Below are 24,435 nucleotides of genomic sequence, written 5' to 3'. Positions count from 1 at the left end.
TCAACGATGAGTATATGTGTAAAGATTAAGGTTTGCTGCCACTGACCCTTGTCCATTCGCCTTGCTGAGCAATCTCGTCAAGCTTAACAAAAGGCGCGTACACGTCGGCAACAGACTGCGCCTGTTCAGCCAAAATCCCCGACATGGCTATTTGACCGTGAGGTTTTAAAAAGCCCAAAATGATCTCGTGTAGCTCTTTGAGTGGTTGTGCAAGAATATTAGCAACGACAATATCAGCACTAAAGTCAGGTTGATCCTCGGGTAAGTACACTTCTAGTTGCTCTGCCACACCATTACGTTGTGCATTATCAAGACTGGCTGCTAAGGCTTGAGGGTCAATATCAATGCCAATTACGCGCTGAGCACCTAGTTTAATTGCTGCAATGCCTAAAATGCCAGAACCACAGCCAAAATCGACTACAGTTTTGCCACTTAAATCTTGACTCTCTAGCCATTTTAAACAAAGTGCGGTGGTTGCATGTGTACCAGTCCCAAAAGCCAAACCTGGGTCGAGTAATACGTTAACGGCATCTGGGTCGGGAATATCGCGCCAGCTAGGGCATATCCATAAACGCTCACCAAATTTAATTGGATGAAAGTTATCCATCCATTCGCGTTCCCAATCTTTGTCTTCTAGTTGCTCTATTTTATAAGTCAGTGAATGCTCACTATTTGCTTTTAAATAGGCGACTACTACGTCCATATCGTGTGCGGCATCAAACAAGCCGATAACTATGGTGTCGGGCCAAAAAATAACCTCTCCCGGCTTTGGTTCATAAATAGGGTTATTGCTGCCATCCATAAAGGTGACAGACGGACAGCCAACATCGAGCAGTAAATCGCTGAGGTTATCGGCGGTTTCTTTATTAGCGTGAATGCGGATTTGGATCCAAGCCATGAGCTTTCCTAAATTTGCTAGTTATTAAAAAGGCCGCAGTTGCGGCCTTTAATCAATTATCATGAATTTAAAGGGCTGTTAGCCTTTTACATCCAAGAAGCTTTTCAGAAGATCTGAACGAGAAGGGTGGCGTAATTTACGCAACGCTTTAGCTTCAATCTGACGAATACGCTCACGTGTTACATCAAATTGCTTACCTACTTCTTCTAGCGTGTGGTCGGTGTTCATGTCAATACCGAAACGCATACGCAGTACTTTAGCTTCACGTGCTGTAAGGCCTGCCAATACTTCGTTGGTTGCGCCACGAAGACTCTCCATCGTTGCTGAGTCAATTGGTGACTCAATGGTAGTGTCTTCGATAAAATCACCTAAGTGCGAATCTTCGTCATCACCAATTGGTGTTTCCATAGAGATTGGCTCTTTAGCAATCTTCAATACTTTACGAATTTTATCTTCAGGCATTAACATACGCTCCGCCAACTCTTCAGGGTTTGGCTCTCGGCCCATTTCCTGAAGCATTTGACGCGAGATACGATTTAGCTTATTGATTGTTTCAATCATATGTACTGGAATACGGATCGTACGTGCTTGGTCAGCAATTGAGCGAGTAATTGCCTGACGGATCCACCACGTTGCATAAGTTGAAAATTTATAACCACGACGGTATTCAAACTTATCAACCGCTTTCATCAAGCCGATATTACCTTCTTGGATTAAATCTAAGAACTGTAAGCCTCGGTTGGTATATTTTTTAGCAATTGAAATTACCAGACGTAAGTTGGCCTCAACCATCTCTTTTTTAGCTCGGCGAGCTTTCGCTTCACCAATACTCATACGACGGTTGATATCTTTAATTCTTTCGATAGTAAGGCCAGTGCTTTCTTCAATCGCCTTTAGCTTGTTGATACAGCGCTCAATTTCAGGTTTCACTTGCGAAAGTTTATCTGAATATTTCTCACCTGCTGTTATTTCAGCATCAACCCACGCCATATCTGTTTCGTTATTAGCAAAATGCTTTACAAAGGTTTTCTTTGGTACTTTGGCAATTTGTACCGCTTGCTTCATTACGATGCGTTCTTGAACACGTACTCTGTCCATCATTTCGCGCATGTTATTAACCATGCGGTCAAACTGTTTAGGTACTAGCTTAAAAGTACGGAATAACTCACCGATTTCATGAATTGCAGCTTGTGAATCAGGGTGCGAGCGGCCTTTTGTATTAAAAGTTGCGCGCGCTTGCGTGTACAATGTACGAAGCTGTTCAAAGTGAATACGAGCTTCTTCAGGATCAGGGCCTGTATCCGCTTCTTCATCATCTTCATCATCTTCGCTTTCGTCATCTTCATCAGCTAAGTCTTCATCGCTTAACTCAGAACCGATATGAGTTGCAGAGATTTGAGTCTCTTCCGCATTCGGATCGAAAAAGCCAGAAACGATATCACTTAAGCGCATCTCTTCGGCTTCAAATTTATCCCATTGCTCAAGCAAATAAGTAATTGCTTCTGGGTACTCTGCAACAGAGATCTGAACTTGGTTGATACCTTCTTCAATCCGCTTAGCTATTTTTATCTCGCCTTCGCGAGTCAATAGCTCAACAGTACCCATTTCACGCATGTACATGCGTACAGGGTCAGTAGTGCGACCTATTTCTTTTTCAACCGTAGCAAGTGCAGCAGCAGCAGCTTCAGCAGCATCCTCATCGGTAGTGGTTTCTTGCATCATCAATTCATCGGCATCAGGTGCATTTTCAGCAACTTTAATACCCATATCGTTGATCATACTAATGATGTCTTCTACCTGATCTGAGTCTATTATGTCTTGTGGAAGATGATCGTTAACTTCTGCAAAAGTTAAATACCCTTGCTCTTTACCTTTTTGAATCAGAAGTTTTAGTTGTGACTGAGGAGATTGATCCATAGAGATTTATGCTTCCACTCTGATAAGTTGATACAACAGGCGCCAGCGAAAAACACCGAACAATTTGCATGACGCAGTGAATAGAACATTATAACAGCAAAATTTGATTTTGACTAGTTCTTCTATCGTTTTAACGCTTGCATTAATAGTGCACATTCGAGTCGCTCTTCGTTGTTAAGGCCTTGTGTTTTGTCTTTTATAAATAAGGTCTCTAACCTAAAGTTTAAACACTGATCTTCAATAAATTGAAAGGTATTTTGGAACTCTTCGGTGAGTGCTTGCTCATTTATTTCGTGTTGCCAAATGGCTAATTTTTTTAATGCTTGGTATTGAGGCTTTTCTCTGAAATATTCAAGTAGCTGAGCTGTTGTATAGTTGGGGTGTTCTAAACAAACAGATTGTAACTCTAGTAATAGTTCAATGCCTGGAATGCTCATTTGTGCCAGTTCGGGCAAGTGCTCAATACTTGATGCAAGTTTTGGGTGCTGTACTAGCAAGCCAATTGCACGTCGCATAGGTGTTACTTTAAACTTACGTTCAATGTTTTGCAGCTGTTTAGGCGTTGCTAACTTGGCTGATAGTTGCTCAGTTGTTCTGCCTATCAGGCGCGCTAGTTTTTCTAGTAGGCTCTCTTGATAAAATTCACTGGGTAATTTACTTATTAAGGGTAAAGCATCGCTTAAAAGCTTCGCTTTACCTGCATCGCTAGTCAATTCACAGTTTAGCGCCAGTTTGTCGAACAGTACTTTTGAAAAGTCGTCAGCTGTTTCTAAGCGTTTTTCAAAATCAACCTTCCCTTCTTTTTGGACAAGCGAATCAGGGTCTTCACCGTCAGGTAAAAACACAAACTTTAACGACTTGCCATCTTTTAGGAAGGGGAGTGCATGCTCTAATGCACGCCAAGCAGCGTCTTTACCTGCTCTATCTCCATCGTAGCAACATATTACTTTTTCTGTGGTTCTAAATAACGTTTGCATATGTTCTGTGGTGGTGGCCGTACCCAGTGCTGCAACTGCATAGGTAATATTTTGTTCTGCCAGTGCTACAACATCCATATAGCCTTCAACAATGAGTATATTATCTAACTTATCGTTGCTTTGTTTTGCTTCATACAAGCCATATAACTCAAATCCTTTATGAAAAATACGAGTTTCAGGAGAGTTTAAGTATTTTGGGCCTTGACTATCCCCCATAACCCGCCCGCCAAAGGCTATTACTCGTCCACGCTTATCTCTGATAGGGAACATAAGCCTGTCGCGAAAGAAATCAAACTGTCGACCGGGTGTTTTTTCCGAGGCTAGTTTGAGTTCAAGCAGTTGCTGGCGTTGATGTTGATTTCGACCGACTTGATGACACAGTGATTCCCACTCTGAAGGAGCGTAACCTATCATGTATTGCTTGACCGTTTCACCAGATAAGCCTCTGCCTTTTATGTAGTCTATGACTGCACTGGCATTTTTATGATGCTTTAATTGGTGCTGGTAAAATTTTGCGGTTTGCAGCATTAGGTCATAGTCAGAACGTTTTTGTTCAACGGTTCGCTCTGGCTTGTTTGAACCTTGCTCTCGGGGCACTTCTAAATTAAGTAAAGCAGCAAGTTCTTCAATGGCATCTACAAACTCAAGTTTGTCATAATCCATCATAAAAGAAATAGCGTTACCATTGGCACCACAACCAAAACAATGATAAAACTGCTTATCTCGAGATACGGTAAATGAAGGTGATTTTTCGTTATGAAAAGGGCAGCATGCTTGATAGTCTTTGCCTGCTTTTTTTAGACCAACACGGTTATCGATTAGATCGACAATATCGGTTCTATCAAGCAACTCATCTATAAACTGTCTTGGGATCTTTCCAGCCATACTATTCTAACGAAGTTCCTTTATGCCTAGACGAAGAAACCGAGCGCTAGGCTCGGTTCACTTTAATCATACAATCTGTATGTGGGGTTATGCGCTTAATCGTTGTTTAATTAAACCAGAGATTTTGCCCATATCGGCACGACCTTCAGCTTTAGACTTGATTATTCCCATAACTTTACCCATGTCTTGCATACCTGCAGCACCAGTATTGGCAATTGCATCATCAATTAATGTGATAATTTCTTCTTCAGTCAAAGGCTGAGGTAAGAAAGTTTCAAGCACAATAATCTCATTTGCTTCAATTTCAGCTAAATCTTCGCGCCCAGCATCTGTGTACTGAGTGAAAGAGTCACGGCGCTGCTTAACTAACTTCACTAAAACAGAGGTAATACCTGCTTCATCTAGTGTTGTTCGATTGTCAATTTCACGCTGTTTTATTTCAGCAAGTACCATACGTATTGCGCCAAGTCGTAACTTGTCTTTAGCTCGCATGGCATCTTTTTGTGCGTCTTTTAGCTTAGTTAAAAGGCTCATTTATACAAGACCGAAATAGATTAGTATAATTTAACGCGACGTGCGTTTTCGCGAGAAAGCTTCTTCATGTGACGCTTAACCGCTGCAGCTTTTTTACGCTTACGCTCAGCTGTTGGCTTTTCATAGTGCTCGCGACGACGAACTTCTGAAAGGATACCTGCTTTTTCACATGAACGCTTAAAACGACGAAGTGCAACGTCAAACGGTTCGTTCTCTCTTACTTTAATTACTGGCATTAAAAATTCACCTACCTAATAAATGAGCAATGCTCACGCTGATCAAATATTGATCAAGTGGTTCAAAAATGGTGCGGTATTGTAATCTGAAGCCACACCACATGTAAAGTGTAAATTATAGCTAAATGTAAGGCTATTTAATTGTCACGTTGATAAAGTCGGCATAATACTTGTCCTGCCTGCTTTTCTTTAATTATTTGCCAATTATTAGGGGCAACAAGTGATAGTTCTTTTTCTACTTCTACATAAATTAAAGCATCATCCGTTAGCCATTGATTTTGCTCTAGTAACTCACATATATGCTGAGCCAATTCCTTGCGAAAAGGGGGGTCAACAAAAACAAGGCTAAAGGTTAGTTGATCTTTATTATTGGATAACACGTCAATAGCACTACTGTTAATTACTTCAGCATTGCTTAACTTCAATGTGGCAATATTTTGTTGTAGTTGCGAAGCGGCTAGTTTATCCAGTTCAATAAAATGGGCTTGCTTTGCAAACCGAGACAAACATTCGAAGCCCAATCCCCCGGAGCCTGCGAAGCAATCGAGTACGGTAGCTTCTCTGGTGTCTTGCATTAACCAGTTGAATACGGTTTCTTTCACCCTGTCAGTGGTTGGCCTAAGACCAGTCACATTTTTTACTGGTAACTTTCTACCTTTGAATTGACCGCTTATAATACGGATCATGCCATCTTTTTGATTTGCTTTAGAGGTTGTTTTTTTTCTCATAGGTGTCACAGGTCATAGAATCTTAATATTTCACTCGGATAAATCACCATCGCTGCATTTTTCATCCCTTAGGAACATGATACACTGCGCGCTAATTTTAGATTTATTTTGACGCTAACATGTTGCTTCACTTTAGAAGCACGTTAGTGTTACATACTTATGGCTCTTTATTGGCGAACAACGGCAATTAATTTGAGTCATCATTAGTTTATCAGATTTATTAAATACGGTATTTAGCGAGCATGGGAAAAAAGAACAAATTTCTGTCTTGGTTTGGATTTGGCAAAAAAGAAGCAGAGCAATCACAGCAACAAACCGATGATGAGGCAAGCCTCGCTAACAAAAAAGCGGAGCAAGCTGCAGCTGAAGAAGTCGAACGTCAACGTTTAGCGGCAGAAGCGAAAGTACAAGCTGAGCAAGTTGCAGCTGAAGAGGCCGAACGTCAACGTTTAGCAGCACAAGCGAAAGCACAGGCTGAGCAAGTTGCAGCTGAAGAGGCCGAACGTCAACGTTTAGCAGCACAAGCGAAAGCACAGGCTGAGCAAGTAGCAGCTGAAGAAGTCGAACGTCAACGTTTAGCGGCAGAAGTGAAAGTACAAGCTGAGCAAGTTGCAGCTGAAGAGGCCGAACGTCAACGTTTAGCGACAGAAGCACAAGCAGCGGCTGAAGAAGCTGAGCGTCAACGTTTAGCGGCAGAAGCGAAAGTACAAGCTGAGCAAGTTGCAGCTGAAGAGGCCGAACGTCAACGTTTAGCGACAGAAGCACAAGCAGCGGCTGAAGAAGCTGAGCGTCAACGCTTAGCAGCAGAAGCGAAAGTGCAGGCTGAGCAAGCAGCAAATGAAGAAGCTGAGCGTCAACGTTTAGCAGCAGAAGCACAAGCAGCGGCTAAAGAAGCCGAGCGTCAACGCTTAGCAGCAGAAGCGAAAGTGCAGGCTGAGCAAGCAGCGGCTAAAGAAGCCGAGCGTCAACGCTTAGCAGCAGAAGCGAAAGTGCAGGCTGAGCAAGCAGCAGCTGAAGAAGCCGAGCGTCAGCGCTTAGCAGCAGAAGCTAAAGCACAAGCAGAGCAAGTAGCGGCTGAAGAAGCCGAGCGTCAGCGCCTAGCGGCAGAAGCGAAAGCACAGGTTGAGCAAGACAAACCTAAAAAAGAGGGCTTCTTTTCACGATTAAAGAAAGGGTTACTTAAAACTAAAGTTAATTTAGGCTCTGGTATTGCATCGATTTTTAAAGGTAAAAAAATCGATGATGATCTTTTTGAAGAATTAGAAACTCAGCTATTAACTGCCGATCTTGGTGTAGATACCACGATGAAGTTAATTGATAACTTAACTGATGCGGCTAACCGTAAGCAGCTAAAAGATGGTGATGCACTCTATGAGCTAATGAAGCAAGAGATGGCTGATATGCTCAAAGAAGCGGAAAAGCCGCTTGAGATCCCACACAATAAAAAGCCATTTGTGATTTTAATGGTCGGTGTCAATGGTGTAGGTAAAACTACCACAATTGGTAAATTAGCAAAGCAATTTCAAGAGCAAGGTAAATCGGTCATGTTAGCGGCAGGTGATACCTTCAGAGCCGCAGCGGTTGAACAACTACAAGTATGGGGTGAGCGTAACAGCATTCCTGTAATTGCCCAACACACAGGTGCCGATAGTGCATCGGTGGTATTTGACGCATTTCAAGCGGCACAAGCACGTAACGTTGATGTTTTAATTGCTGATACAGCTGGGCGTTTACAAAATAAAGATAACTTGATGCAGGAGCTTGAGAAAATCGCTCGTGTAATGAAGAAGCTAGACCCTGATGCGCCACATGAAGTAATGTTAACAATAGATGCTGGTACAGGGCAAAATGCGATTAGCCAAGTTAATTTATTCAATCAAGCTGTGGGGCTTACAGGCATCACTTTAACTAAGTTAGATGGTACAGCTAAAGGCGGTGTTATTTTTGCTGTTGCAGACAAATTTCAAGTGCCTATTCGCTATATCGGTGTTGGCGAGGGAATTGATGACTTACGAACATTTAAAAGTGAAGACTTTATTGAGGCATTATTTAGTAACGAAGATGCTTAACTAATGAAGGGGAGACTAAGTGCTCCCTTTATTTGGTCTAAAACATAATTATAAGCAGGCCTAGCATGATCAAATTTGACCAAGTCAGTAAAACATACCCCGGTGGTCACCGAGCATTAGAGAAAGTTAGCTTTGAGCTGGGCAATGGTGAGCTTGCATTTTTAACTGGCCACAGCGGAGCGGGGAAAAGTACTTTATTAAAGCTTATCAGCGTGATGGAGCGTCCTTCTGCGGGACATGTTTTTATTAATGGTGTTGATTTAAATAGTGTGAGTAATCGTCAGATACCTTTTGTAAGGCGAGATATTGGGATCATTTTTCAAAATCACCGATTGCTTGAACGTTACAATGTATTTGATAACGTTGCATTACCGCTTGTTATTGAAGGGATGCACCATAAACACATAGCCAAAAGAGTAAATGCTGCGTTAGACAAAGTGGGGCTTTTGAATAAAGTTCGCTGTCAGCCAAATACTTTATCTGGTGGTGAACAGCAACGAGTGGGTATAGCTCGTGCCATTGTTAATTCACCGCCTTTATTATTAGCAGATGAACCCACAGGTAATTTGGACCCTGAGCTATCAATGGAAATCCTAAAATTATTTGAAGACTTTAATCGCCATGGCACAGCAGTGTTAATCGCCACTCATGATTTAGGACTGATCGCTAGGATGAAATATCGTAGCTTGACCTTGAGTCATGGCCGAATGAGCCAAGATCCGCTCTCGGAGGAAAGACTATGAGCTTATTGTTTAAAGGTCGTGATGCACAAACTAGTAGTCAAAATAAATCTTGGTTTTTACGCTGTTATTTTTTTATGCTTACCGTGTTTCGCCAAGGCATAAATAGTTTAGGTGAAATGTGGCGCACGCCCATGGCATCATTGATGACTATTTTAGTATTAGGATTAAGCTTAACGCTACCTGCCACATTATATATAGTGGTAAAAAATGTGCAGCAAGTGAGTAGTGGTTTTAGTGATGCTTCAGAAATTTCGCTGTTCGTTAAAGAGTCTATGAGTGAGCAGCAAACACAAACATTGGCAAAACGTCTTGCATTATATCCTGAGATTGCGAATGTTAAGCTTATATCAAAATCACAAGCACTTGATGAATTTAAGCGTATTTCAGGGTTTGGGCAAGCATTAGACTATTTAGAAGAAAACCCTTTGCCAAATGTTGTTTTGGTGACACCGACTAGTCGTTATCGTAAACCACAAGCTGCTCAGCAATTGTTAGATAAGTTAGAAAGTGAGCGTGAAGTGGAGTTTGGTAAGCTCGATATTGAATGGTTAGAGCGTTTAAATGCACTGTTGAGCCTATTAAAAGAAAGTGTGGTAACCATCGCTCTTTTATTGCTCAGTGCGGTTATTTTGATTATAGGGAACACTATTCGCCTATCAATCATGGATAAAAAGGCTGAAATCCAGGTGCTTAAGCTTGTTGGTGCTACAAATACCTTTATTCATACTCCATTTATTTGGACTGGTGTATGGTATGGCATTGTCGGTGGCTTGGTTGCATTTATCTGCGTTGCTATGATGCTGTGGTGGTTAGAATCAGCAGTCTCTATGGTTGCTGGGGTTTACCAAAGTGCTTTTGTGTTGCAAGGGCTCAATGGCAATGAGTTAATGATTTTATTGTTGTTGGCGGTTTCTTTAGGGTTTGGTGGGTCTTTTCTATCCGTACATCGTTATATAAAAGATATTGAGCCTGATAAAGTCTAATACCAACCTGAATGATTTTAATACATAAAAGTATATTTAAGCCCATGTAATTTATCACAGATGGGCTATATCAATGCAATATGATATCCTGAAGACTGCTTAATTGTTGCATCTAAACCCCATCTTTATTTAATAAAAATCAATGATTTATAAGTAAGGTCGAAATGGGAGAAGAAAATACTTGCATTTTCTTTTGAAAACGTATTATATACGCATTAGCACTCTTGCTTGAAGAGTGCTAAAATGGACTGGAATATTTACCACTTGAGGTGAGAAATGAGTAAAGATTTATACGCATTAGCACTAACTGCTGGACAACAAAGCGCAAGTTTAGATGGTTACTTACAAACAGTAAGCTCTATTCCTATGCTTGATGCTGAGCAAGAAAAAGTGTTGGCCACTCGTCTTCAACAGGAAGGGGATTTAGAAGCCGCTAAAAAACTCATCGTCTCTCACCTTCGCTTTGTTGCGCACATTGCTAAAAGTTATTCTGGTTATGGCTTACCACAGGCTGACCTAATTCAAGAAGGTAACATTGGCCTGATGAAGGCTGTTAAACGTTTTAATCCTGATGTTGGCGTGAGGCTTGTCTCATTTGCAGTACATTGGATTAAAGCCGAAATCCATGAGTATGTATTAAAAAATTGGCGTATTGTTAAGGTTGCGACCACTAAGGCGCAGCGTAAATTATTTTTTAATTTACGTAAGAACAAAAAACGCCTAGGTTGGTTTAATCAAGCTGAAGTAACGACAGTTGCAAATGAACTGGGTGTGAGTGAAAAAGAAGTCCGTGAAATGGAATCGCGAATGAGTGGACAAGACATGGGCTTTGACTTAACTGGTGATGATAATGATGATGCGCCATCAAGCAGCTATTCACCAGTACAATATTTAACAGATGGTAGCAGCGACTTGGCAGATTCTGTTGAACAAGAACAGTGGCAAGAGCAATCGCAAAATAGACTTTTTAATGCACTTAAAACGCTTGATGAGCGTTCGCAAGACATCGTAAGTGCACGTTGGTTAGCTGATGAAAAAGCAACCTTGCAAGATTTAGCTTCTAAGTACAATGTATCAGCTGAACGCGTACGCCAATTAGAAAAGTCAGCGATGAAAAAGTTACAAGCTGCAATGAGCTAACTGATTATTCCATTTAAAGAAAGCCGCTAATCGTTAGCGGCTTTTTTGTTTTTTATTTTCAAGCAAGTTTTTTGAGCTTACAAGTGTTCGCTATTTTGATTATAATACGCGTTCGTAAGTGAGGAGAAACGATTTTGTTGGCAGCATTACGCATCTTAGCGATGGCATTATTTATTATTTTTAGCTGTGTGTTTGGGCTATTATTGTGTCTGGTACGGCCATTTCATCCAAATAATGTGCATACCATTGCCTGTTGGTTTGGAAAAATGTCTACCGTCATTGGTGTCAAACTTGTTATTTCACGTCATGTTAATTGTATTGACGCTGGGCCTGCGGTATACGTAGCAAATCATCAAAATAACTACGATCTATTCACATTGACTGCAGCTGTACCTCAAAGAACAGTTAGTATGGGCAAAAAAAGCCTTAAGTGGATCCCATTTTTTGGTCAGCTTTATTGGCTCTCAGGTAATATCCTAATTAATAGAAGCAACCGTACTAAAGCAGTCGGTACGCTTGGTAAGTCTGCCCAAAAGATCAAAAGCAAAGGTTTATCTCTTTGGATGTTTCCCGAAGGCACTAGAAGCTATGGAAAAGGACTATTAGCATTTAAAACGGGCGCTTTTCATACCGCACTCAATGCACAAGTGCCTGTTGTGCCTGTATGCATGAATAGCACGAGTAATTGTATTAAGCTAAACCGCTGGGACAATGGTACAATTTACATTGATATTTTAGCGCCGGTTGATTTAGACAAAGAGATCAGCGCGCGTGAACATGCTAAAGCAATACACTCGCAAATGGCACAGCGTATTGCAGAGCTTGATGAAAAGGTAAAAGAAAATAATGGATAATTGGCGCGAGATTAGCGAAGACATAGTTGAATCACTTTTAGAAGATGGCTCGGCAACAGATAAACTGTATGAAGTGGAGCATCACTTTGTATGTGAAGATTTTAAAAAGTTAGAGAATGCGGCTTTAGCTGCATTTAAACTTGGTTACGATGTTGAAGACCCTGCTGAATTAGAGCTCGAAGATGGCAGTAAGATTTGGGGATTTGATATTGTAGTAGAAGCGGAACTGGATGCCGATGTGATCATGGAGGATGTCGATAAGTTGGCCGCCTTAGCAACGGAATTTAACGTTGAATATGATGGTTGGGGTACTTACTTCCAAGAGTAACTGACTACCTACATACTGTGTCATTTCAGCCAAAGTTACAAAATAGAAATGACACAGAGCATAAATGTGTCTTAAATTGTACTAGCTCATCTCTTTTATAGCGCAGCTTAACCCATCAAGGGTCAACGGGTACATGCGCTTATCCATCGCTTCTTCAATTAAGCCAATAGACTGATAATACGGCCAATGCTCTTTTGGTTGTGGGTTTAACCAAGCAATTTTTTCAAAATGATTACTAAGGCGTGCTAGCCATGCCGAACCGGGCTCTTTATTCCAATGCTCCACGCTACCGCCTGGATAGGCGATTTCATATGGTCCCATGGTCGCATCGCCTACAAAAATCAATCTATAGTCTTTGCCAAAGCGGTTAATGAGTTGGTACGTATCCACTACACTGGCTTGACGGCGTTCGTTATCTTGCCATACATGTTCGTATACACAGTTATGAAAATAAAAAAATTCTAAGTGTTTAAATTCACTGTGTGCGGCACTAAACAATTGTTCACATAGGTGAATGTAATCATCCATGGAGCCACCAATATCAAATAGCATGATCACATTCACTGCATTGTGTCGCTCAGGTGCCATTTTTACATCTAGCATCCCACCTTGCTTTGCCGTTGCAGCTATAGTCTCGTTTAAATCCAATTGCTCGCTGGCACCACTGCGTGCAAATTTACGTAGCTTTTTTAAGGCTAACTGCATTGTACGACTGGTGATTTCACTATCGGCATCTAAATTTCGATATTGGCGCTTGTCCCACACCTTAACCGCTTGGCGCTGGCGACTGCTATCTTGTCCAATTCTAACGCCTTCAGGGTTATATCCAAACGCACCAAAGGGTGAAGTACCACCAGTGCCAACCCATTTGTTACCGCCAGCGTGACGCTTTTGCTGCTCGGCTAGACGCTGTTTAAGGGTTTCCATTAACTTATCTAGGCCTCCTGCAGCTTCAATTTGTGCTTTTTGTTCTGCAGTGAGGTTTTTCTCAAACTCCTTCCTCAGCCAATCTGCAGGAAGTTGTGTATCTTTTTGTAGCTGACTTAAAAAGTCGATGTCTTCAATACCCTGAAAATAATCAGCAAAGGCGCGGTCAAATTTGTCATATTGAGTTTCATCTTTGACGAATATGGTTTTACTTAACCCATAAAATGCATCCATATCGGCAAAAGCCAGGCCATGGTTCAAGGCATTGATACAGTCTAACAATTCTCTTGGAGATACTTTCAGGCCATATTTTTTCAAGGTAAAAAAGAAATCAATCAACATGGTGTTATCGCTTACTCATAAAGGCAAGCTTTTCAATTAGACTAACATCTTGCTCATTTTTAAGTAGGGCTCCAAAGAGCGGCATTAAGCCTCCTTTATGGCTGCTATCTTTTAATGTATTTGCATCAATATCTTGTGCCATGAGTAACTTCAGCCAGTCTAGCAGCTCACTGGTACTAGGCTTTTTCTTAAGGCCGGGTATGTCGCGCAGCTTAAAAAATGACTCTAATGCTTGTTGTACTAATTGTTGTTGGATATTTGGATAATGCACATCAATGATTTGTTGCATTTGCGCTGATGATGGAAAATCAATGTAGTGAAAAAAGCAACGACGCAAAAAAGCATCTGGTAGCTCTTTTTCATTATTAGAAGTAATTATCACAATAGGGCGCACTTTGGCACTGACTCGCTCACCTGTTTCGTAAACATGAAATTCCATTTTATCCAACTCTAGGAGTAAATCGTTTGGAAATTCAATATCCGCTTTGTCTATTTCATCAATCAATAACACAGGACGTTTTAAGCCTTCAAATGCTTGCCAAAGCTTACCTTTAACAATGTAGTTACTGATGTCATGAACTTTTGCATCACCTAACTGGCTATCGCGCAATCGTGATACTGCATCATATTCGTACAAGCCTTGCTGTGCTTTTGTCGTTGATTTGATATGCCATTGAATGAGTTCTGTATTGAGACTGTTGGCCAGCTCTTGCGCTAGCATTGTTTTTCCTGTGCCAGGTTCGCCTTTAATCAATAAGGGTTTTTCTAAAATTACCGCAGCATTGACGGCTTGTTTGAGTGCATTGCTTGCGATGTAATTATGTGTACCTTCAAAGCTCACGTTAATTTCCTAATTATCTGGTCTGATGAGACTAGTGTGCCATAAAATGGCACCACTGCTCTAGTCAGTAAAATATTTTCCTCGCTAGTTTGTACCAACAAACTTAAAACGTGGTGTAAGTGTGCCCTCTACTAGGACTTGTTCATTAAACATCTCAAGTGGTCTAACCCAAAAATCAAAGTCGCCGTATAAAGTTTGATATACCACCATCGCCTCGCCAGTTTCACTGTGTGTGGCAACATGATGAACATGATATTTAGGTCCTTTGTAATGTTGATAAATGCCTGCTTTTAGTAATTGCTTCATTGTTTGCTCCTGTTACAGTGCGGTATACTTCAAAGTTATATGTTTGCCAATATGGCGTAAAGATGAATTATATTTCCATAGAAGAATTTAAAAAAGCCTGGGTATTTAAACATAAGGATCTACCGATTGATGATGTTGATCTTAATGCAATTAAATTAATGAGCGCAGAGCGTGCAGCGGTATTGTGGACTACTATGGTTTCACGAGAGAAAGACCACCCTGATTTTTTCACTCAATCAGAATGGGCTGGCGATGAAAGCACTTGGAGCGACAGCTTCAACTGGGAGCAACCTTGGGAAGCTGGTGAGCCGGCTTTACCACAAACATTGTGTACTTTCTTAGAATGGGAGGATAATACCACTGTGTACTTTTGCCTGTCTCGAAAGTATGTGTTTGAAACAAGCTTTGGTGTATTTAAACGTTGTTGGCAAAACTTCATGTTTTTAGCCGATGGTAGTTTGTTGTTAGGAAAGAAACGCCAAGGTGTTATTCAATTTTTAGAAAGTGGACATGCCAAACTGGGGCTGCGCCCTAAAGGCTAGCGTGGATCTGCTTAGCATGCTATAACTTTTCTCAGGCAGTGGAGGGTGTGTGGTAAAGCAGAATATATCTGATACAAAGCAAAGCAACTTGTGGCATAACGAGCATGAACGTTTGCAATTTGCTGAGTTAGTTAACGTATTTTATGCACGAGAAATCCTATTGCTGGCGAAACAGTATAACGGTGAACAGCTGCAAAAAAAATTGCTGAGTTTACCGTATTATGTGGAACGCGCTGCACGGCATATTAGCCAAGGAGATGTACCTTTAGAGCTTGATAGCCAAAATGCTTGCTGGCTTGCACCACAAAAAAAAGCACAGCCACAGTTTAATGAACAAAATAATAAAAGTTTTTACTCCGTGCATACTCCAGTTGGGTTAGTGGTGCCAATACTTGTGAATAACGCTGGGTATACACAGGTTGTCATGGACAGCATAGATCAAGTAAGAGACAATGCGATACATTGCAATCAATATGGTTGGTTTGCAAGTTCAGGCCTGAGTCATCAAAGTGACACTAAGTTACTTAAACCAACTAAGCTACTTATGGTTTGCGCGTGTTGCGGCCATCGTTGGCAATATAAAAAAGTTGTTGTACCACGCGTATTAAGCTTAAGAGAGATGCTACTAGCTAGCATGATAAATTGGACCAATGTTAAAGTACCAAAACTACGACCTCATTAATCTGCTTTGTGCAATAGCCTGGTATTCAGGGGAGTAGGTTATGCGTTTATTTCAACTCGTACTGCTCAGCCTTGCCATTTTTCTCCAGTATCGCTTATGGTTTGCGAACAACGGTATTGATGATTATACACGCATAAAAAGTACCGTAGAGTCACATCAAGCACTTAATACAAAACTGTCTAAACGCAACAAGTTGTTAAAAGCTGATATTGAAGATTTAAAGCTTGGTCTTGAGGGCGTCGAAGAGCGGGCTCGCCATGAGCTAGGTATGATTAAAGAAAACGAAACATTTATTCGAGTACTCCCTAGAAAACACCATGAATCAAACAATTAAAATAGCAGCGATTGTGCCTGCTGCGGGCATTGGCAGTCGAATGCAAGTGGGTCATCCCAAACAATATTTGAAAATTGCCCAACACACTATCCTAGAGCACACACTAAATAAACTAACTCAGTTGAGTGAATTGAATCAGATTGTCGTCGCCGTTAGTGATTCGGATGAATATTTCAAGACACTAAAGCTTTCAGATAAGCGAATTTTGGCTGTTAGTGGTGGAAAAGAAAGAGCTGACTCTGTGCTCAATGCGTTGCTAGCACTTAATGACAAACAACCTGACTGGGTGTTGGTGCATGACGCAGCAAGACCTTTGGTAACGGTGCATGATATGCAAAAGTTAATAACCCAGTGTGTTGCCGATAATGAAGGTGGTATTTTAGCGTCAAAAGTAAAAGACACAATAAAGCGTGGCGAGTCACATAGTTTGCAAACCGTCCCTCGTGGAAAGCTCTGGCAAGCTTTGACGCCTCAGTTTTTTCCTTACCAAGCACTGAAAAGTGCATTGCAGCAAGCGTTGAAAAATGGCGTGGCCATCACCGATGAAGCGTCAGCAATGGAGTGGGCACAGCACCCTGTTAAATTAATTTCTGGACGAAGCGACAATATTAAAATTACCACGCCCGAAGATTATGATTTAGCATGTTTTTTAATTTCTAAGCAGCAAGAGAGTGAGCAATGATTAGAATCGGTCATGGTTTTGACGTACACAAATTTGGTGGAGAAGGTCCACTGACAATCTGCGGAGAAAAGATACCTTACACGCAGGGGTTTATAGCCCACTCTGATGGTGATGTAGCAATCCATGCATTATGCGATGCTTTATTGGGGGCGCTAGCATTGGGGGATATAGGCAAGCATTTTCCAGATACCTCAGATGAATTTGCTAACATTGATAGTCGAATTTTGTTGCGAAGGGTTATATCAAAAATGAAATCAATGGGTTATCACTTAGGGAATTGTGATGTTACGCTGGTTGCACAAGCACCTAAAATGCGTCCTCATATTGATGATATGAGAGCTAACTTAGCTTTGGATTGTGAAGTTGAATTATCTCAGGTTAACGTTAAAGCAACGACTACAGAGCAGCTTGGTTTTGAGGGGCGTAAAGAGGGCATTTCTGCTCATGCGGTTGTGGTATTAGTAACATCATGAAAGAACTTAATTATTTATATGGACAACCAAAATCTTCAGCTGATTTTAAAACATCAGCTGAAGATTTTATGGTAGACGAAATACTGGATATTCCGTTGACTGGTGAAGGTGAGCATGTTTGCTTACAGGTGATCAAAAAAGGGGAAAATACGCAATTTATTGCCAAGCAATTGGCTAAGTTTGTAGGCATTGCCCCCCGCGATGTCAGCTATGCAGGTTTAAAAGACCGACATGGTGTCTGTAGTCAATGGTTTAGCGTCCCAGTGCCGATTAAAAAAGATATTGATTTTAGTGCACTAAATAGTGATAGCATTTTTGTAGTTAAACAAATACGGCATAATCGCAAGCTGCGGACTGGTTGTCACAGTGGTAACCATTTTAAAATCATATTACGTAATGTGGATATGCCTTTAGACATTCTTTCTAGAATTAATGCAGTTCGACAAGGCATTCCTAATTACTTTGGTGAGCAGCGTTTTGGACATGGTGGTCATAATCTGGAAATGGCTGAGCGATTATTTGGCGGAGAGCATATTCGAGATAAAAAACTGCGCGGTATCGTTATCTCAGCCGCACGCTCACATATTTTTAACCAGTTGGTAAGCCTGCGTGTGGCTGAACACGGTTTGGCTAAAACGTGGCACAGAGAAGTATTTTTGCTCAGTGGTAGCAATGCCTTTTTTGAAGATGACATAAATGATGAAATCATCGCACGTTTGAGCAGTGGAGATATTGTGTTGTCAGCACCGATGGTGGGTAAAGGAGAAAAAGGCCTAGTTGAACAAGAAAGGCAATGGTTACAGCCATATAGTGCTTGGCAACAAGGTCTTGGAGAGTTAGGCTTAAAAGTAGAACGGCGCGCGCTGCGTTTAGTTCCAAAAGACTTGCAAGTGGAGACCATCGATAGTGATACGATTAAGTTGTCGTTTAGTTTACCCAAAGGTACATTTGCTACGGCTGTATTGAGAGAGCTGGTACTACACCGTGATGCGAGTAAAGATAATTTAACGCAAGGAGTAATTGATGCGAGTATTGCTCAGTAATGATGATGGCGTAAATGCGAAAGGGATCGATGCTTTGTACAAAGCATTAATTCAAATTGCTGAAGTGACTGTTGTTGCGCCCGACCGTAATTGTAGTGGCGCGAGTAACTCATTGACTTTACTTAATCCATTACGTGCCTCGGTACTTGAAAATGGGTTCATTTCAGTTAATGGCACCCCCACGGATTGCGTTCATCTTGGCGTAAATCAATTAATGGATGAACTGCCTGATTTAGTGGTTGCGGGTATCAATAATGGGGCTAATTTAGGAGATGATACTTTATATTCGGGCACTGTTGCTGCTGCAACTGAGGGGCGTCATTTAGGGCTTCCAGCAATTGCTGTGTCACTGTGTTCAAAATATGAAAACCATTACGAAACTGCGGCTCAGGTAACAATCGATATAATAAAACAATTACAACATCATCCGTTGCCCAAAGATCAAATTATTAATATCAATGTACCTGATATACCTCTTGCTGAACTTAAGGGCATAAAAGTATGCCGCTTGGGTGCCAGACATAAAGCAGAAACAATGACGCAACAGCGAGACCCCTGGGGCCGAGATGTTTATTGGTATGGTAATTTAGGTAGTGAAAGTGACGCAGGAGACGGAACCGACTTTCATGCAATCAATCATGGCTATGCTGCTATTACACCTTTAAAAGTGGATATGACAGCTTATGAAAGCCTTGATGCCATGGCAACATGGTTGAATGAGGCTAAAACCGAGTGTTAAGCAGTTATAAACGCAGTGCCAGTGCGTTAGCTCTGCAGCTTAAAGAGCTAGGTGTTGCTGATGAGCAAGTGCTAGATGTGTTAGAGCGCACACCTCGGCATGTGTTTGTCGATGATGTGTTAAAACATAAATCATACGAAAACACGGCGTTACCTATTGGACAAGGTCAAACCATTTCTCAACCCTATATTGTGGCTAAAATGACTGAGGTTTTGCTACAAATTGGCGTAAAGGGTAAAGTGCTAGAGATTGGTACAGGTTCCGGATATCAAAGCGCGATTCTTGCTCAGTTATTTGACGAAGTATGTAGTGTTGAGCGTATCAAATCATTACAGTGGCAGGCCAAGCGGCGCTTGCATTCGCTTGATTTATATAATGTAACCATGAAACATGGTGATGGTTGGCAAGGTTGGTCGTCAAAAGCGCCTTTTGCTGGGATTATTGTAACAGCTGCGGCAAAAACAGTGCCAGAAGCATTGCTATCACAGCTTGAAGACAATGGGGCGCTTATTGTACCTTTAGGAGAACAAGAGCAACAGTTAACCTTATTTGTTCGTAAAGGGAGTCAATTTATTGAGCATCGACTCGCACCGGTACGGTTTGTTCCGTTGGTGGCAGGCGACATTATTTAACTGATTAATTCATATCTTAGCGGTGCGAAGCTCAAAGTCGAATACAATGTTAATAGTTTCAAAAAAGGTCGCTTATGCTTAAAACATACCTGTTGATACTGACAACTGTCTGTATGTTATTAAGTGGTTGTGCAAGTCGCCACTCTCCAGCACCAGTGACTAGCCTTCAAACAGGTAAGTCCAGTTCAACACAAAAAATTCATATCAACAATGATCGTTACCGAGTTCAAAAAGGAGATACTTTGTTTGCTATTGCTTTTAGTGCAAATAAAGATGTCAGAACAGTTGCGAAGATAAATGGAATTAAGCCACCATACCTGATTTACCCCGGACAATTGATTTATATTGAACGTCCACAAAATAAAAATAAAAAGCACAAAAAATACACTTCAAATCGAAATAAGTCCAGTTATCATAAACAAAAAAATAACAAAACTACCAAAAAAGAACTTGATCAGCCAAAACAACGAGAGTATGTTCAAAAGCATAGCAGTAAAAATAACAATGCACCTAAGGCTTTGTTTTCTAATAAGGTACGTTGGTATTGGCCTGCTGTTGGTAAAGTGACTAAGCAATTTTCTAGTAGAGAAAATGGCTATAAAGGGCTTCAAATCACGAACGTTGAAGGAGCCCCTGTTAAGGCTGCTGCAGATGGTATTGTAGTTTATGCGGGCAGCGCACTTAGAGGTTATGGTAATTTAATTATTCTGAAACACAATGATGATTATTTAAGTGCTTATGCGCATAACTCCAAGTTACAGGTCACTGAGCAACAAAAAGTTAAAGTTGGGCAAAAAATTGCCGAAATGGGTAGTACAGACGCTTCTAAAACAGCATTAAGATTTGAAATTCGTTTTAGAGGGCAGGCTGTTAATCCGGTTAAATATTTGCCAAGTAGGTAGTGACGCGATGATTTTGCTACGCACAACGTCACTATTAATTCACTTGGGAGGATGCGTATGGCTCAAACTGCAAATGTTAAAACCAAAAAAACGGACGATTTTGAAGAGAAGCTCGACGAGCTAAATGAAAATAGCTCAAAAGCCGAATTATTGGAAGAAATAGACGAAGAAGATGATATCTTTGCCAAAGATGATAACGTCAAAAATTTAGATGCGACGCAACTCTATCTTGGTGAGATTGGCTTTTCGCCTTTGCTCAGTGCTGAAGAGGAAGTATATTTTGCTCGAAAAGCGCTTAAAGGTTGCGAAGCTTCACGTAAACGAATGATCGAGAGTAATTTGCGTTTAGTCGTGAAAATATCTCGTCGATACAATAATCGAGGCTTAGCATTATTAGATTTAATTGAAGAAGGTAATTTAGGCTTAATTAGAGCGGTTGAGAAGTTTGACCCAGAGCGTGGTTTTCGTTTTTCTACATATGCGACATGGTGGATAAGACAAACCATTGAGCGCGCAATTATGAACCAAACTCGTACTATTCGCTTGCCGATTCATGTTGTTAAAGAGTTAAACGTATATTTACGTACAGCGAGAGAATTAACGCAGAAGCTGGATCATGAACCTACAGCAGAAGAAATTGCGGAGTGTTTAGACCGTCCGGTTGAAGACGTGACTAAAATGCTGCGATTAAATGAAAAAATAACGTCTGTTGATACACCCATAGGTGGTGATAACGACAAAGCTTTATTAGATATCATCGCTGATGAAAAAGGTCACGGACCTGAAAATGAAGTGCAAAGCAATGATATCAACAATCATATTGTTGATTGGTTAGGTGAGCTTAACCCTAAGCAACGTGAAGTGTTAGCAAGGCGCTTTGGTTTGTTAGGGTATGAGCCTTCAACTTTGGAAGACGTTGGCAGAGAGATTGGCCTTACACGTGAACGTGTCCGCCAAATTCAAGTAGAAGCACTTAGGCGTTTAAAAGATATTTTGCAACATGAGGGCTTAAGCACAGAAAGCTTATTTGAACAATTATAAGTTTGTAAGCCAGTTTTTGTTTGCAAAAAACCACCTCTAATGGGTGGTTTTTTGCATTTTAACTTTCAATTTATGATAGCTGCTGCTTGAGTTTGTATAGTAAAGCATGTGCTTCTCTTGGACTTAATTCATCAGGGTTAATCTCTGTGAGAATTTGTTCCACTGCAGATGGCTCTGGCAATGATAAGGTTTGTTGTGTTGGCTTGAGTGGCTCTACGACACTTTGGTGGTTTTCTAATTGCATGAGCTTTTGTTTTGCAAGCAGTAACACTGGCTTGGGTACGCCTGCAAGGCCTGCGACTTGTAAACCAAAACTCTTGCTTGCCGCACCTTCCATTACTGTATGTTTAAATGCAATGGTATCATTGTGCTCTATGGCATCTAAATGTACATTGACCAGCCCTGGTTGTTGTTGTGCCAGCTCGGTGAGCTCAAAGTAATGAGTCGCAAACAATGTTTTTGCTTCTAATTGGCGTGCTAAGTAGTCGGCTGTTGCATAGGCTAAAGATAGACCATCGTAAGTGCTTGTCCCACGTCCAATTTCATCCATCAAAACTAAAGACTGCTTGCTGGCGTTATTTAAAATAGTTGCGGTCTCAGTCATTTCAACCATAAAAGTAGAGCGCCCAGATGCTAAGTCATCACTGGCACCAATACGTGTAAATATTCTATCTATTTGGCCAATTTGAGCTGAGCTTGCTGGTACATAGCTACCAATGTGGGCCATTAATACGATGAGTGCAGTTTGACGCATATAAGTTGATTTACCACCCATATTTGGACCCGTAATAATGAGCATTTTACGTTGTTTATTTAGGTGTACAGGGTTGGCGATAAATGGGTCCTTGCTCACTTGTTCAACAACAGGATGACGGCCATCTTCAATATGTAGCTCCTCACCCTCAGTGAGTTCTGGTTTGCAATAATCAAGTGTTTGGGCGCGTTCAGCTAGAGTATTGAGCACATCTAAATCTGCTAATGCGCCCGCCATAAGTTGTAACTGTTCTAAGTAGGGGGCAATAAAGTCAAACAGTTGTTCATAGAGCTGCTTTTCTAATGCAAGTGCCTTACTTTGGCTCCCGAGCACTTTATCTTCATGTTTTTTTAGCTCAGGAATAATATAGCGCTCATTATTTTTTAATGTTTGACGACGAATGTAATCAGCTGGAACTAAATGTGAATTTGCACGACTTATTTCGATATAAAACCCATGCACTTTGTTGTAGCCAATTTTGAGAGTACTGATACCTGTTCGCTCACGTTCGCGTAATTCAAGTTGCTCCAAAATATCAGTCGCACCTTGGCTGAGTGCTCGCCACTCATCTAACTCGCTATTATAGCCTGTTGCAATAACACCGCCATCACGTATTAAAATAGGTGGGTTATCTATAATAGCGCGTTCTAATAAGTCTTGTAACTTTGGTAGAGTAGGTGATTGCGCACAGATTTGCTTGATACGTAAGTCACTACTGTTTGATAGTAAATCGTGCAATGGGGCTAAAGCTTGTAGGGCGCTCCTTAAACGTGTTAAGTCCCGGGGCCTAGCATTACATAACGCAAGTCGTGCAACCACGCGCTCAATATCGCCGATTTGTTTAAGTGCATCATAAGTATCTAAACATAATTGAGATTCAATTAAGCTTGAAATAGCGTTGAGTCTGGCGTTAAGCTCATTGCGGTTTCGAATTGGTGTATGAATACGGCGCTTTAACAAACGAGAACCCATTGGAGTCGACGCTTTATCTAAGATTTGCGCTAACGTATTGTCAACGCTGCCAGAGAGATTTAGTGTCAGCTCTAAGTTTTTACGAGTTGCGGCATCTAAGATCACTGCATGTTCGTTTTTTTCTAGTGTGATAGACCTAATATGGGGTAAAGCAGTACGCTGTGTGTCTTTAACGTATTGCATCACACACCCAGCGGCTACGAGTGCGGTGTGTGCACTATCTACTCCAAAGCCAATGAGATCTTTTGTTTCAAATTGTTGGCATAGTAAATGCCTTGCTGTGTCTAAGTCAAACTCCCAATCTGGACGACGGCGAGCGCCTTTAAATTGTTCAATTAAATGAAGGTTTTTAAATGACTCGGGATAAAGTAGCTCGGCTGGTTGCAAGCGTTGCAATGTGGAGCTAAGCGCCTCGTCTGTTTTAAGTTCAACAATATTAAATTGGCCAGAGTTTATATCAAGGTAGGCAATGCCGTACTGTTGTTGTTTATCTTGCCAAAGCGCGCCAAGTAAATTGTCTTGGCGTTCTTGCAATAATGCTTCATCAGTGACTGTACCTGGGGTGACGATACGAACTACTTTTCTATCAACGGGCCCTTTGCTGGTAGCTGGGTCGCCCACTTGCTCACAAATAGCAACAGACTCTCCCATTTGTACCAAGCGAGCTAAATAGTTTTCTACCGCATGATAAGGTACGCCAGCCATAGGTATTGGAGCACCTGATGCTTTACCACGGTGGGTTTGTGAAATATCAAGTAATTGTGCAGCACGGACTGCATCATCAAAGAACAGCTCATAGAAATCTCCCATGCGATAGAACAATAAAATATCTTGATGATCCGCTTTGATCCTAAGATATTGCTGCATCATGGGCGTTTGTTGTTTTATAGTATGTTCTGAATATAAATCTATCGACATGCATCTACCTAAG

The 24,435-nt window shown here is 41.2% G+C and carries 26 protein-coding genes; 16 read left to right on the top strand and 10 right to left on the bottom strand.

Going from position 1 to position 24,435, the window contains the following annotated elements; genetic code table 11:
• Positions 1-25: 25 nt before the first annotated feature.
• From prmA to rsmD, 6 genes are all read right to left on the bottom strand, one after another.
• Positions 26-898 (bottom strand): 50S ribosomal protein L11 methyltransferase, encoded by an 873-nt coding sequence (gene prmA / locus OCI93_RS08870; protein WP_261626224.1) that lies wholly within the window; start codon positions 896-898, stop codon positions 26-28.
• Between the two features lie 78 nt (positions 899-976).
• Complete coding sequence (gene rpoD / locus OCI93_RS08865) at positions 977-2,815, bottom strand: RNA polymerase sigma factor RpoD (RefSeq protein WP_261626223.1); 1,839 nt, start codon at positions 2,813-2,815, stop codon at positions 977-979.
• Between the two features lie 122 nt (positions 2,816-2,937).
• Positions 2,938-4,677 (bottom strand): DNA primase, encoded by a 1,740-nt coding sequence (gene dnaG, locus OCI93_RS08860; RefSeq protein WP_261591960.1) that lies wholly within the window; start codon positions 4,675-4,677, stop codon positions 2,938-2,940.
• 87 nt (positions 4,678-4,764) lie between these two features.
• On the bottom strand, positions 4,765-5,211 hold the full coding sequence (locus OCI93_RS08855; RefSeq protein WP_261591961.1) for a GatB/YqeY domain-containing protein: 447 nt from the start codon (positions 5,209-5,211) through the stop codon (positions 4,765-4,767).
• A gap of 20 nt (positions 5,212-5,231) precedes the next feature.
• Positions 5,232-5,447, bottom strand: a complete 216-nt coding sequence (gene rpsU / locus OCI93_RS08850; protein ID WP_010362466.1) for a 30S ribosomal protein S21 — start codon at positions 5,445-5,447, stop codon at positions 5,232-5,234.
• Positions 5,448-5,584: 137 nt separating this feature from the next.
• Complete coding sequence (rsmD, locus tag OCI93_RS08845; RefSeq protein ID WP_261591962.1) at positions 5,585-6,175, bottom strand: 16S rRNA (guanine(966)-N(2))-methyltransferase RsmD; 591 nt, start codon at positions 6,173-6,175, stop codon at positions 5,585-5,587.
• A 242-nt stretch (positions 6,176-6,417) separates the two neighbouring features.
• Between rsmD and ftsY the strand changes: the two genes are divergently transcribed.
• From ftsY to rraB, 6 genes are all read left to right on the top strand, one after another.
• Positions 6,418-8,244 carry a signal recognition particle-docking protein FtsY gene (ftsY, locus tag OCI93_RS08840; RefSeq protein ID WP_261626222.1) on the top strand — a complete coding sequence of 609 codons (1,827 nt, stop codon included), beginning with the start codon at positions 6,418-6,420 and terminating at the stop codon, positions 8,242-8,244.
• 65 nt (positions 8,245-8,309) lie between these two features.
• Entirely contained in the window at positions 8,310-8,987 is a 678-nt protein-coding gene (ftsE, locus tag OCI93_RS08835; protein ID WP_261591964.1) for a cell division ATP-binding protein FtsE, read from the top strand.
• Complete coding sequence (gene ftsX / locus OCI93_RS08830; protein WP_261591965.1) at positions 8,984-9,970, top strand: permease-like cell division protein FtsX; 987 nt, start codon at positions 8,984-8,986, stop codon at positions 9,968-9,970. Before ftsE ends, ftsX begins: the two co-directional genes overlap by 4 nt.
• Before the next feature lie 276 nt (positions 9,971-10,246).
• Entirely contained in the window at positions 10,247-11,110 is an 864-nt protein-coding gene (gene rpoH / locus OCI93_RS08825) for an RNA polymerase sigma factor RpoH (RefSeq protein ID WP_261591966.1), read from the top strand.
• 134 nt (positions 11,111-11,244) lie between these two features.
• Positions 11,245-11,964: a 1-acylglycerol-3-phosphate O-acyltransferase gene (locus OCI93_RS08820; RefSeq protein ID WP_261626221.1), complete on the top strand. Its 720-nt coding sequence runs from the start codon at positions 11,245-11,247 to the stop codon at positions 11,962-11,964.
• The gene (rraB, locus tag OCI93_RS08815; RefSeq protein ID WP_261591968.1) at positions 11,957-12,292 is read left to right on the top strand and encodes a ribonuclease E inhibitor RraB; all 336 of its coding nucleotides are present in this window, start codon (positions 11,957-11,959) and stop codon (positions 12,290-12,292) included. The genes OCI93_RS08820 and rraB overlap by 8 nt, the downstream gene beginning before the upstream one ends.
• A gap of 81 nt (positions 12,293-12,373) precedes the next feature.
• Here the strand turns inward: rraB and OCI93_RS08810 are convergent, their stop codons facing one another.
• The 3 genes from OCI93_RS08810 to OCI93_RS08800 all read right to left on the bottom strand — a co-directional run bounded on the left by OCI93_RS08810 (position 12,374) and on the right by OCI93_RS08800 (position 14,708).
• Complete coding sequence (locus tag OCI93_RS08810) at positions 12,374-13,561, bottom strand: vWA domain-containing protein (RefSeq protein ID WP_261591969.1); 1,188 nt, start codon at positions 13,559-13,561, stop codon at positions 12,374-12,376.
• Positions 13,562-13,565: 4 nt separating this feature from the next.
• Complete coding sequence (locus OCI93_RS08805) at positions 13,566-14,402, bottom strand: AAA family ATPase (protein ID WP_261591970.1); 837 nt, start codon at positions 14,400-14,402, stop codon at positions 13,566-13,568.
• A gap of 84 nt (positions 14,403-14,486) precedes the next feature.
• Complete coding sequence (locus OCI93_RS08800) at positions 14,487-14,708, bottom strand: DUF1653 domain-containing protein (RefSeq protein ID WP_261591971.1); 222 nt, start codon at positions 14,706-14,708, stop codon at positions 14,487-14,489.
• 62 nt (positions 14,709-14,770) lie between these two features.
• On the opposite strand from OCI93_RS08800, the gene OCI93_RS08795 reads away from it, so the two are divergent.
• From OCI93_RS08795 to rpoS, 10 genes are all read left to right on the top strand, one after another.
• Positions 14,771-15,250: a DUF2947 domain-containing protein gene (locus OCI93_RS08795; RefSeq protein WP_261591972.1), complete on the top strand. Its 480-nt coding sequence runs from the start codon at positions 14,771-14,773 to the stop codon at positions 15,248-15,250.
• Positions 15,251-15,299: 49 nt separating this feature from the next.
• Entirely contained in the window at positions 15,300-15,932 is a 633-nt protein-coding gene (locus OCI93_RS08790; protein WP_261591973.1) for a hypothetical protein, read from the top strand.
• A gap of 40 nt (positions 15,933-15,972) precedes the next feature.
• The gene (gene ftsB / locus OCI93_RS08785; RefSeq protein WP_261591974.1) at positions 15,973-16,266 is read left to right on the top strand and encodes a cell division protein FtsB; all 294 of its coding nucleotides are present in this window, start codon (positions 15,973-15,975) and stop codon (positions 16,264-16,266) included.
• A complete protein-coding gene (ispD, locus tag OCI93_RS08780; RefSeq protein WP_261591975.1) occupies positions 16,250-16,948 on the top strand; it encodes a 2-C-methyl-D-erythritol 4-phosphate cytidylyltransferase in 699 nt (232 codons plus the stop codon). The genes ftsB and ispD overlap by 17 nt, the downstream gene beginning before the upstream one ends.
• Positions 16,945-17,421, top strand: a complete 477-nt coding sequence (gene ispF / locus OCI93_RS08775) for a 2-C-methyl-D-erythritol 2,4-cyclodiphosphate synthase (protein WP_261591976.1) — start codon at positions 16,945-16,947, stop codon at positions 17,419-17,421. Before ispD ends, ispF begins: the two co-directional genes overlap by 4 nt.
• The gene (gene truD, locus OCI93_RS08770) at positions 17,418-18,464 is read left to right on the top strand and encodes a tRNA pseudouridine(13) synthase TruD (RefSeq protein WP_261591977.1); all 1,047 of its coding nucleotides are present in this window, start codon (positions 17,418-17,420) and stop codon (positions 18,462-18,464) included. The genes ispF and truD overlap by 4 nt, the downstream gene beginning before the upstream one ends.
• On the top strand, positions 18,445-19,203 hold the full coding sequence (surE, locus tag OCI93_RS08765) for a 5'/3'-nucleotidase SurE (RefSeq protein WP_261591978.1): 759 nt from the start codon (positions 18,445-18,447) through the stop codon (positions 19,201-19,203). The genes truD and surE overlap by 20 nt, the downstream gene beginning before the upstream one ends.
• Positions 19,197-19,835, top strand: a complete 639-nt coding sequence (locus OCI93_RS08760; protein WP_261591979.1) for a protein-L-isoaspartate(D-aspartate) O-methyltransferase — start codon at positions 19,197-19,199, stop codon at positions 19,833-19,835. Before surE ends, OCI93_RS08760 begins: the two co-directional genes overlap by 7 nt.
• Positions 19,836-19,909: 74 nt before the next feature.
• Positions 19,910-20,737 carry a peptidoglycan DD-metalloendopeptidase family protein gene (locus OCI93_RS08755; RefSeq protein ID WP_261591980.1) on the top strand — a complete coding sequence of 276 codons (828 nt, stop codon included), beginning with the start codon at positions 19,910-19,912 and terminating at the stop codon, positions 20,735-20,737.
• 57 nt (positions 20,738-20,794) lie between these two features.
• A complete protein-coding gene (rpoS, locus tag OCI93_RS08750) occupies positions 20,795-21,778 on the top strand; it encodes an RNA polymerase sigma factor RpoS (protein WP_261591981.1) in 984 nt (327 codons plus the stop codon).
• A 70-nt stretch (positions 21,779-21,848) separates the two neighbouring features.
• Here rpoS and mutS read toward each other — a convergent pair whose 3' ends face one another.
• A complete protein-coding gene (gene mutS / locus OCI93_RS08745; protein ID WP_261591982.1) occupies positions 21,849-24,422 on the bottom strand; it encodes a DNA mismatch repair protein MutS in 2,574 nt (857 codons plus the stop codon).
• Between the last annotated feature and the right edge of the window lie 13 nt (positions 24,423-24,435).

Source organism: Pseudoalteromonas holothuriae, assembly GCF_945859825.1.
Taxonomy (GTDB): Bacteria; Pseudomonadota; Gammaproteobacteria; order Enterobacterales; family Alteromonadaceae; genus Pseudoalteromonas; species Pseudoalteromonas holothuriae.
This window is presented reverse-complemented; position numbering and strand designations above follow the sequence as displayed.